Consider the following 10,899-nt stretch of genomic DNA (forward strand, 5'->3'; position numbering starts at 1 on the left):
AGTTATCTCACATTGCCGACTCCCCAATTTTCCCATATTCTCTCACCATTAATTCTGATGAATAAAACCAACATGAGATAACACTCTGAATGGTAGACCAAATTTTAACCTTGAAAGAGGTGGCTGCTTACCTAAAGTTGGCAGAAAAAACAGCATATAGATTAGCAAGCGAAGGAAAGCTTCCTGGTTTCAAAGTCGGCGGTTCTTGGCGCTTTAAGCGAGAAGATTTAGATGCATGGATAAATACGCAAATCCAACAGACTGATCGGTGAGGCTCTCAGTGGACCAAGAGATTCAGAAAGCAAAGCTAAGCCAGCTGTTAGTGCAGTTAAGAGCGCAGCCGAAAACGGCAGAAGTCATCTTTGATGAGCACCAAGAGCTATGGCGCACACTAAGCTTCAGTCAAACTCAGGTGAGGCTGTGGCTTGCTTCATTGCGAGTCGACAACGAGATCAATTATCCAGGCGCAGATTACAACGTTACACCGGATATTTCTTCGCACCTCATTGAGTTGTTGCAAAAAGCAGGTGGGCGAATGCCTTTGGCACAAGTGTTGAAAAAGCTGCCTGCCGGGGTCGTGACCTCAGAACAACAAATTCGCAAATTGGTGCAGCAGCACAGCCAGCTTCAAGTCAAAGGGCCATTTTTGGTTCTGAAAAATTAATTGCTGCATTCAACTCAAATGATCATTAGAGAACAGATTTTAAGAAGACATCATGGCTAAAGAAAAAAAGATAGATCCAACCATTGCGCTCGACGAGCAATTTCAAAAGCTGGTGGCGCAGCATTACGAGTTCACTCAGCCATTGGTAGAACTTCCTGGGCATGAGTTTGCCAAAGCGGGACTTATTCAAGGATTAGTCGAGGGGAACTTGACGCCACCCGTGATGCTGGTTTCACTGCTTGACGGTCATTGGGAATATGCTGCTGATACTGCAAAGTTTGATGATTTGGCATATCAGCTGTTAAGTGATGTTGATGGCGATTGGCCTGTATTTGCCGTCGTGGCAGACGGCAGTAACCATCGTATCCTTGCCCTTTTTGGTGCAGATGGCTCAGACGGCACCCATGGCGTTGATGCCCTCCCAACACTGGAAGAGCTGCGCAATTTTGACCGCCTGGAACGCGACCCTACATTCCGTTGGTCCATGCGCGTTTACACCCGTTTGATGCAGCGTTTTGATGCGTTTCATGAAAATGTCTATCGCGTTACCAAAGATAAGGTGAACGACAAAAATGACATCATCGAAGAAGTGGCCAAGTTACTATTTCTGGAGAGCTTCCGCGTACACCACGATGAAGATCTTACCTTTAAAGATGAAGCCGGTAATACGTTGCGTTTCCGTGATGTATACGATTGGGAGTATGTCGCCAAACACGGTGATAAAGCGGTAGAGCAAATCAAATCTGCGTTTGAAGCATTTAAAAGCCACGAAGATTATGTAGTGATCTCAGACGATGGCTCGCGCAACGCTATCTTTGGTAAAGACACACATTTGCGCCTCTCAGTGGCTAAAAACTACCAAGATTTGCTTGAAGCCATTCAAAACCTTGGGCCAGTTAAAACCAACGATGGCAAAACCGTGAAAGAGCAAGGCACCTTGGGCGATGTGTCAGGTGATTTGCTCGGTCGTGTCTTTGATGTATTCCTGCGCGCTAACTTTGAATCTAAAGGTGGCCTTGGCGTATACCTGACGCCCAACCCAGTAAAACAGGCCATGCTCGAAATCGCGATGCACGATATCGACGATGACGATGAAATGCGCTCGCGACTGGCCAATGGCGATTTTCGTTTTTGTGACCCAACCTGTGGTTCCTTTGGTTTTGGCTCAGTGGCACTCAGTCAAATCGATAAATGGATCGACTTTAAGCTGGTCTTGGCCGACGAAAAAAAACAAGAGCTTAAACAACAGCTTCGCGACAATGCTTTTACGGGCGCCGATGCTGCACCGCGAATGGTGATGTTGGCTCGCGTCAATATGGCGTTGCAAGGGGCACCCAAAGCACAAATTTTCTATACCGATAACTCACTGACGACTCAAGCGCTGAAGCCAAATAGCTTTGACCTTATTTGTACCAACCCGCCGTTTGGCACTCCTAAGTTTGGTAAAGACAAAAAAGGCCAAGAGTCGAAAAAGAACTATGAAGCCAACATGGAGCAAGTCCTCGGTGGTTTCCGCCCAGCGGAAAAAGTGGTCGATAGCTACAACCCCCACTTCGACTATCTAAAAATGAGCTGGAAAGATACAGGCGACTTGTACTTGGATGAAAAAGGTGAGCCCAAATGGGCCGGCTACCGCACCGATTTACGCAAAACAGGTGGTACAGATGCAAACCCTGTTTACAGTTTGCAGCCAAGCACCGCAGGTTTGGCGCTAGGCAGCAAACCCGATGGCAAAGGCAATTGGAAGCAGGTGGGCGCCACCATCGACCCAGCGGTATTGTTTATCGACCGCTGCCTACAACTGCTTAAGCCGGGTGGCCGTTTAATGATTGTGTTACCTGATGGCATTTTGTGTAACTCCGGCGACCGTTATGTGCGCGAGTACATTATGGGCAAAAAAGACGAACAAACCGGCGAGTTTGTTGGCGGTAAAGCCATCGTGAAAGCAGTAATTTCACTACCCAGCGACTGCTTTAAGCTCTCCGGTACCGGTGCAAAAACCTCGATTTTATATTTGCAAAAACGCCACGCCAACCCTGATCAGCCTGAGCAGTTTTTACCCGAGCCACAAACCGAGGTGTTTATGGCGGTAGCCGAAACCTTAGGTTATGTGGTGAAAAACAATATCGAAGACTATAACGCCGGTGTCGCTAACGATCTGGATAAGATTGTCTCGGCTTATAAGCGGGGTGAGTGATGTCAGTTGATAAGCTTCGTGGCTCTAAACATATAAACCTTATTGCTCCATCTGACATTGGGCTGTTGATGTCGGCCCAGTCGTATAGGCCAGAGATTACGCAAGCAATTAGGAAAATAAAATCGCTTAACTGGCGTCCACTTCGAGATCTTGTGATTAACACAATAAGTCCAGGGCCACACCCTAAGTATGGTGGAGGCTATCCTTGTTTAAAAACCAAGAATGTTGATGGCCTCCTAGCAACGCATGAACCCGCAGATTATGCCGATGCAAGCGTGTTCAAAGATTTAAGCAAAGTAACCGTTAAGAAAGGCGATTTGCTCATCAACTTGACTGGCGCGGGTAGTATTGGTCGAGTATCTGTTTACTACGGAGATGATAAGCCAATCACTAATCAGCACATCGCACGGATGTCTGTTAAGGCGACTGCAGATGAAGGGTATTTGGCCTGCTTTCTTCGTTCTTGGTGGGGAGAGAGGGCACTTGAACAAGGAGTTGCAGGTAGTACTGGCCAAATCAATATGGTGAATGAACATGTTCGCTCTATTCCTGTTTATTTACCCGATACACTTGCCCAAAAATACATCGGGGATAAAGTTCGCCAAGCAGAGCAATTGCGCGCTTGGGCGAAGCGGTTGGATTCGTTTATCGATGATAGATTTAGCTTTCTAGTTCAGGATTTACCAAGCCCCAAAAAGCATTTTTCGGTTAAACCAGAAGATTTAGTGCCATATAGGATCAATCCTAAACAATATGACCCGATTGTTACTGGTGCCATATCAAAGGCTGAAAAATCCGGTGTATTGCTAGAGAGATTAGAGGGATTAATTGATGCAAGAGGAATCGCTGGCGGCGCAACCCCAAAAGGAGCGGAGTATAAAACGTCTGGAGTGTTATTCTGCCGAGTGCAAAATGTTAAAAAACTCGCTCTCGATCTTTCGGACGCTGTTTATATCACTAAGGATGACGATGAAAGTCTCAAACGGAGTCGATGTGAAAGTTATGATGTAGTGCTGACAATTACTGGTTATCCCGGTACGGCTTCACTTGTCATCGAGGAAGACCTGCCTGTAAACCTGAACCAGCACTCGGTTAGGTTTGGTTGCGCGGAGTCAATAAAGCCAGGTTATCTTTGCGCAGCTGTAAACTCTTCATTTGTAAAGTTGCAGGTTGAGCGTGCTTCAATAGGTGGGACCAGAGACGCGCTAGATTACCCGTCCGTTGCGAATCTTCTTATCCCTAGACTTCATGCTTCTTTAGAAGATGCAATTGATCGCGCGGCTATAAGTTATGTAAGAGCAATTAAAGCTTCAAAAAAGTTAACCGACTCAGCCAAAACCCTAGTCGAAGCCCTAATCGAAGGCCAACTCTCCGAGCGGCAATTGATCCAAGCCCAGCAAGCCTTGGATGATGGCGACAATAGCTTAGATCAAGCGATTTTAAGCAAGCTTAGTAATGCAGGTTATGCCATTGACGGTGCGACACCGCTATTTAGCGATATCGATGAGCTGTATCGCTTGTTGGAAAGCGCAGCCCAAGCCGAGATTGAGGGGTAGCTATGGTGGCGAGCAACATGGATGGTAACGCACAAGTCAGCAGTCTGTTATCCCATGACGTAGCCCAAAGAGGTTGCCAGTTAATTAGCCAGCTTTGGTACAGTGGCGGCTTAGCAGCTAATAAAGCTTCACCGTTGTTGATTGCCATACCTGCGCTAGAAAAGCTGTTGCAGCCGATTGTTGCTGGCGAGACAGAAGGTGAGCTAAAGGAGGGGATTAACGCCTATTGCCTAAGCGCCCCTTTGCTTGATGCTTATAATCAACTCAGCCAACTAGGTGAATGGCAATTAGCGTTGTTGGGTTTAAACCCAGAAGTGCGCACGCATTGGCTTAATTTAGCCGCAGTCCGCTGCCGAGAAGCCGGAGCCATGAATGATCCGCAGGTACTGGTTAAACTTATCCAACAATTGGGCAATTCCAGTGAATGGGTGTTCACGCAGCTGGAAAACACGGGTGTTACTACAGGGGCTGCGCCACAAATTGCCGCGGGCCCTTTGGCGCAACTAGAGCGAGTCTTACTCGGCCATAGCCTAAACGATAATGCGGCCATTCCAGCCTTATGTCGCATATTGCGTGCCTGTTTTACGCTGCACACCTTAAGTGAACAAACCGAAGTGCTGACGCCAATCCAACCGGTCGATACTAGCGCAAAACAGCTCGCCCACAACTGGTGTCGAGGTCGTTTGCTGGCACTGCCGGACGCTTTGCTTAGCGAATACCGCCTTAATCAAACCATCAAACCCGATGCTAATTGGTTGTTGGTGTCTCGTCCTGTCAATGATGAGGCGAAGCTTATTGAGCGCTTCGCCCACCAGCCTTGGTGGTTTTTATTAAGCCTTCTAAGTTTTGTGCAAGATGCATGGGCTGCCGAGCAGCGCGGCGGTTTATTGCTGACTCTGCCAGCCGGACAAAATGCCTTTTCCCCAAGCCAAGTGAACGTGGCGGTGCAAGGCATTGATGGTGATGAAGTCAGCCTAGGCAGTTTGGCAGAGTTTTTAACGCAGTTGCTGGGTGAGCTAAATATCGCGCTTTACCCCGAGCTAACGAATAGCGCAGAAGATATGCAGCGATTGAATCGTGCACTTAGCCCATTAATTGCCGAGTTGCTGGCAAACAAAATCTGGCAGTTCACTGAAGCAGGCCGAGGCGAACCAGGTCATTACCGTATTCACCCCGATTTTAGCGACGCCTGTTACAGCCTGCCGTTAGCGCCGCTGTTTGGCTATAAAAGCCAACATTTGCAACAGGCGATTAAGCAACTGGCCCAAACCAGCTATGCCAACAAAAAAAGTGTCAGTTCAGCTAACAGAATAAACAGTTAAAGGATTTTCGTGATGAGTTTTGAATTAGATGATGTCGTCGTCGATAAGCTAGCCAAGCAACACCGCTGGGCCGCGACGGGTGTATCGGACTATCCACCGCGTGATCCATTGGTTGGTCAAAGCCGCTTTTTTAAGCGCTTTCAAACCTTTTTACACACGGTTGACCATGACGATGATCGCTTTGCCCATGTATTTGCCGTTGAGGCGGAGTGGGGGCGTGGTAAATCTCGTTTAGGCCATGAGCTGGTGGCGCAAATTAACGACTGCTCCAAAGGTTGGTTTGTACGTGACGACCATGGCCAATTACATGATCAGAAACTATTCACTGTTGAAGAACAAGATAAATACTTAGCTCTCTATATTCGATACTCACAAGTGGAGTCAAAGTACCAACAGGCAGATAACTGGTTTGCCTTTGGCTTGTATCAGGCGCTATTGCCACTGGCGACCCAATCCTTTGATGGCTCCATTCAAAGTGAAATTGCTAAACAGGCCTATGAGCGTTTAATGCCGTTCGGTTTTAAATCTGAGTTGCTGGCAGACGCTTTGCAGTTAGACGTAAATCATAGTGAGGAAGAGCTCTACACTGATCCAAACTTGGTGGTAGGTTTAGTTCAAGCCGCCTACGAATTATTAAAACGCTTTGGTGTGCAATATGTGTTAGTTGTGCTCGATGAACTTGAAACCGTCGCTGAAGCTGCCACCTTTGGTTTGGAAGATGAACAAGACAAACGTCTTGATGGCCAAGCCATTCGTTTAATTGGTAAAGCAATTAAGCATGAAGACCCACGCCGTAAACTGCCTTGGCTGCGTTATGTCGCGCTATGTTCGCCACTTTTGGGTCAGCAACTGCGTGAAATTCAATCAGTGGCGCGCCGCTTTGAATTGGTCGAGCTTGAGCACAATGCATTTGCCGATGTATCAGACTATGTCGCCAGCCTACTAAAAGATGGCAAACTGGGTTTTGATTACCCTGCTGGTTTGGTGGAAGCCGCCTATGCCATGAGTGGCGCTAACTTTGGTTGGTTTAACGTGGTCATGGCCAATGTGGATGCGGTACTCAGTCAATATCAACAAGCGGACCGTACTATCGATGATGTGGGTGAATTGTTTGAAGCGGTGTTGGCTGGCTCTGGCCGCGTTGCCAAACACGTGCTCGATAAAGGCGCCATTGAAGGGATTCAAACTCGCGATAGAGCCTTATTAGGCCAGTGCCGCAGTTTGCTTTATGGCCAGTTACCTGTGCGTTTGGCCGATGTAAGCCAAGCGACTGAACTTTTGGCACTGAAGAATGAAGATCAAGAGCCGATAGCCGCGCACTATCGGAAACTGAGCATCGACCGCTTGCAGTGTCGCCAAGCGCTAGAGCAAGCTAAATTTCGCCGCGACAACGATGAATGGTATTACCCTGCGGTAGACCAAGCGCTCAGTTTAGATACCTTGCTGGATAATCTGCGTACGTTCTCGATTAAAGAGCAGGCTGCCAGTGGTGATAAAGGTGCAGTGTTGTTGCCGCTGTCTAAAGGTGAGTTTAAGTACTTATTGAGCTTACTGTACGATCACCCTGCCATTGAATTCGCCGCTGATGCACTATGGCACAAGCTGGTCGGAGAAACTGCCGAGCTAGATGCCAGCGAAGCGACTCACATTGGTCCGAGCGTGGCCATGTTATTACGCTTGGATTTACGCTACCGAAGTGCGCAGCAGAACTCGCTGATCTTTAAAGACCCAAGCATGGGCGATGGTCACGAACAGGCGATGGCGGCGCTCGGTAAACAAAGCAGCCAAAAGCCGATTATTAAAGCCTTAACCCGAGTAACTGGATTTGTGCGGTTGCTGGACAACAACTGGGGCTATAACGAGAACCTGTTGGACAACAAAGCCGGGCAAGACGATGCGCCACTGGCGATTCTAACCGAACCGCGAAGCCGCCAAGGTGGCCTATTCACGCTGGAAGGGTTTAAGTTGCACCCAGAAGGTAAAGCCTTGTTTGCATGGGTGAGCAACCTGAATGAACTAAGCAATCTACATACCTTTGCCGCAGAACACAGCCGCCAAAGTGGCCGCACGCCCGTCTTGGCGCTCACCGCCTCCGCCCATTTAATGGAACAATACAGCCGTTTGGATGACAGCGATGAATTACGCGATGCGATACTGCTGCACTACGTCAACCCAAGTGAAGCGGACCAGTTAGAGCGTATTGGTTTAAGTTTGGATATCTGCCATCAACATGGCGTGTCTTTGAGTCCCGAGAGTTTCACGGCTAAGTTCAAAAACAAGCTGCACGCGCTGAGTACTTTTGCCAACGAGGCAATCCATAAATGGCGCCATCGTTTGCAAAAGCGCGGTTTAATTGCATGGCCGCTAAAAGTGGACGGCAAGCTATCGCAAAATGATCGTGAACTTTTGTTCAAAGGCTGGTATCAGCTAGCTATCGCACACCCAGAACTTAATGGTGTGTTGGATTTACAACAGCAGCATGGTGTACCGGTGGATGAGCTCAGCGGTTTGCTGGACAAACTCAAAGTGCCAGGCAGCTATATGGCGAAGGGATATACCGCTGATGAGCACGCTGGGTTGTTTACAGAGCTAAATAATGTACAGCGCAGCCAAGCACAAATTCCGCTGTTTTTAGCGCGTATTGCTCACCCAAACAAAAAGCATAAATGGCAGTTCGAACGCTTTAAACAGCAGTTCTATTTTGCCTATGTTGCTGAAACCAATATTACCGCCAGAGGCGTGTTTAATGATTGGATGTGGTGGTGTGGCGAGCTGAATTTGCTCACTTTAACCAATCCAAACGAAAAACAAGCAACGTGGGAAAGCTACCCACGTTCCCGTTTAGAAAATGCAATTACCGAGGCGCAAAACTGGTTCAGTGGTAACGACCAAGACAGTTACAAAGCCAACGTAGAAGTAATGAGCCGCGTGTATGGCTATGGCCGCATCAATGAAGTCTTTGCGCCGCTAGGTAAAAACCAACTGGGTTACGCCACGGTAGAAGCCAAAGAACAGCTGGAAAAAGCACAAGCACTCTTTAGTGTTCTTAAGCAACAAGAAGAACAGCTGGAAGAGATCGCCCAAGTGGGTGAGGCTCATATTTTAGCAGGGCTTGTTAATAAGCGCGCTGAAGTGTTGGACTTGGTAGCCAAAGTTAAGCCATTGAACAGTAGCAAACCTACGCTTAAAGATGCGCATATTCTGGATTTGGAAGACAAAGGCACCTCGCTTTACCAGCGAGTTGAACAGGCTTGTTTATTTGCTGAGTTTGTTGAGCGAAGCGCTGAACGCATCAGTAATCGGCTCACAGACCTAATTAATGATGTTGACGCAGATTGCGCAACGCTCAGCCATTTCCCTAAAAGTTTGTATACCAATACATTGCGCACGATTGGGCATATTTTGGATGGTGCTTTAAAAGAGGATGCCAGCAGCGCAACGGGGAAAAAGGAGCAGCAGGCGGGCAGCGATACTTTATTGCACTACCTGCGCAAACTGGATCTAGGTAAAGCGCAAGATAAACTTTCTGCTCTTGCTACTGAAGTTGGTTTAAATCTGCACACGGAACAGCAGTTACCGATGGCTGAAATCCAAGGCAGTATTTTATCCAGCTACCGAAATTGTAAAGAGCGCTTTGAGAAGCTTATCAATAACTTAGATGAGCAAAGCCAACGTGCTCAAAAACTGCAGCAACTGCTCAGTAGTGCAACTGCTGCGTATGAATATGCTGATGATGTTGCTGAACTTCCCAAACTGGCAATGAAGTTGCAATTGATTGAAGACGCAATTGCTGATTTACCTGTTGATGCTGAAAGTAAACGTCAAAGCATGCAAGCCAGTTTGCGCAATGGTCAGTTCGCGGGATTACGTGATTTACCGGAAGAGCTGATGAAATCGGCGCGTGGACAAATTGCGCCTATTCAAGGTCGACTGAACAATATTGAAAATAACCTTGCAGCTGTAAAACGCGATGCCATCGTTCAGGTAAATAGTTGGTTGCCTCTATTAAAACCACTACTGGTTTCGCAGCAGCAACCACTACCTTCTGAGTTAACACTTGCCGATGTGGACAAGTTAGGAGTCAGTGAGCTTGTGATGGTGTGTGATAAAACCCTATCAGATTGGCAAAACCAAGGTGAAGCGATTTTACAAGGCACAGGGCTAACGCTGGCACAGTGGCAGCCGGTTTATGAGGCGTTAAGCCAAAACCAAGAGCCGATGTTAACACCTGAGCAGCAACAAGGTTTAGTCAATAAAGGCATCGTCAAAATGCGTTTAACCTTTGCTTCAGTATTGTAGAGGTCATACGATGAGCTTTTATTTATCGTCGGCATTGGCTAGCAATCGTAAAGGGCGCTTTTTACAAACGGTTGTAGGAGCAATACCACTTGATACGGAGTGGCTTAGCTCGCCACCAGCCAGCGGTTTGTTGTTGGTGCAAGCTGAAGAGTTGAACAAGAAACAAGTTTTAATTGGCTTGTTCCAATGGGCGATGCAAACGGGTTGTTCGGCTTTAGTTATTAACCCGCAGCCCGAACAGCATGTTGAGTTTGCCGAACTGCAACCAACGCTGGATTGGACATTTGCACCCGCTAGCCTGATCTCTGAAGACTCAGGATTAACGGCAGTGCTGGCAAGTGAAACTAACCAAGCCGTTGTTGGTTTTGCTGGTAGTGCGGATCACAGGCAGCATATGGCGGGTGAAGTGGTACATACTCGCTATGTCCGAAAACACAGCAATAGTGGTTTGTTTGCAGTCACGACTTTGCCTTTGTGGTCGCTAAATCTGCTTGATAATGCAGAAGCTTTAGTAGGCTGGCTAAACTGGTTCGTTGATCATGCGGGCGTCGCAACTCCTGTTGCTGAGGAAAAAGCAGAATTGGCGGCGTATTTGCCTGACAATTACGACTTGGTTGTTCTGTTGCTGCTTTACGCTGGGCACGGTAAGAGCCTAGCGGCACTTGTTGACAATGACACAGTTAAGTTGATGTTCGATGTAAATAGTCTTGATGCCATCAAGCGGAGCGAAACATTGCAGCAGCATGGTTTTATCAATGAAGCAGGATTAACTGAATCGGGCAAAGCCTGCTTACAAGCCTCGCAATATTGGGCTTATGCACCGCTACTCAGCGAGCAGTTAGATACGGGAGCGCTATAAGC

General features: G+C 47.6%; 7 protein-coding genes. All 7 read left to right on the plus strand.

Annotated elements, in window-relative coordinates:
* Window positions 1–89 precede the first annotated feature (89 nt).
* Genes mads1 through LZU85_RS05170 form a run of 7 tightly spaced genes read left to right on the plus strand, consistent with a single transcriptional unit; the run spans window position 90 to window position 10,897 of the window.
* Entirely contained in the window at window positions 90–272 is a 183-nt protein-coding gene (gene mads1, locus LZU85_RS05140) for a methylation-associated defense system helix-turn-helix domain-containing protein MAD1 (RefSeq protein ID WP_132699715.1), read from the plus strand.
* A gap of 8 nt (window positions 273–280) precedes the next feature.
* Window positions 281–664, plus strand: a complete 384-nt coding sequence (locus tag LZU85_RS05145; RefSeq protein ID WP_237286552.1) for a hypothetical protein — start codon at window positions 281–283, stop codon at window positions 662–664.
* Window positions 665–716: 52 nt separating this feature from the next.
* Window positions 717–2,861, plus strand: coding sequence for an HsdM family class I SAM-dependent methyltransferase (locus LZU85_RS05150; protein ID WP_237286553.1), 2,145 nt, complete (start codon window positions 717–719; stop codon window positions 2,859–2,861).
* A complete protein-coding gene (locus tag LZU85_RS05155) occupies window positions 2,861–4,417 on the plus strand; it encodes a restriction endonuclease subunit S (RefSeq protein WP_237286554.1) in 1,557 nt (518 codons plus the stop codon). The genes LZU85_RS05150 and LZU85_RS05155 overlap by 1 nt, the downstream gene beginning before the upstream one ends.
* 2 nt (window positions 4,418–4,419) lie before the next feature.
* Window positions 4,420–5,739: a hypothetical protein gene (locus LZU85_RS05160; RefSeq protein WP_237286555.1), complete on the plus strand. Its 1,320-nt coding sequence runs from the start codon at window positions 4,420–4,422 to the stop codon at window positions 5,737–5,739.
* A 12-nt stretch (window positions 5,740–5,751) separates the two neighbouring features.
* Window positions 5,752–10,038, plus strand: a complete 4,287-nt coding sequence (locus LZU85_RS05165; RefSeq protein ID WP_237286556.1) for a hypothetical protein — start codon at window positions 5,752–5,754, stop codon at window positions 10,036–10,038.
* A 10-nt stretch (window positions 10,039–10,048) separates the two neighbouring features.
* Window positions 10,049–10,897, plus strand: a complete 849-nt coding sequence (locus tag LZU85_RS05170; protein ID WP_237286557.1) for a hypothetical protein — start codon at window positions 10,049–10,051, stop codon at window positions 10,895–10,897.
* The last annotated feature ends 2 nt before the right edge of the window (window positions 10,898–10,899 follow it).

This window comes from Vibrio floridensis, from assembly GCF_021852965.1.
In the GTDB taxonomy this organism is placed as follows: domain Bacteria; phylum Pseudomonadota; class Gammaproteobacteria; order Enterobacterales; family Vibrionaceae; genus Vibrio; species Vibrio floridensis.

Excerpts from the sequence above, each read along its gene's own strand:
- LZU85_RS05160 (WP_237286555.1), top strand. The coding sequence starts at position 4,420 with ATGGTGGCGAGCAACATGGATGGTAACGCACAAGTCAGCAGTCTGTTA.
- LZU85_RS05170 (WP_237286557.1), top strand. The coding sequence starts at position 10,049 with ATGAGCTTTTATTTATCGTCGGCATTGGCTAGCAATCGTAAAGGGCGC.
- LZU85_RS05150 (WP_237286553.1), top strand. The coding sequence starts at position 717 with ATGGCTAAAGAAAAAAAGATAGATCCAACCATTGCGCTCGACGAGCAA.
- LZU85_RS05155 (WP_237286554.1), top strand. The coding sequence starts at position 2,861 with ATGTCAGTTGATAAGCTTCGTGGCTCTAAACATATAAACCTTATTGCT.
- LZU85_RS05165 (WP_237286556.1), top strand. The coding sequence starts at position 5,752 with ATGAGTTTTGAATTAGATGATGTCGTCGTCGATAAGCTAGCCAAGCAA.
- mads1 (WP_132699715.1), top strand. The coding sequence starts at position 90 with ATGGTAGACCAAATTTTAACCTTGAAAGAGGTGGCTGCTTACCTAAAG.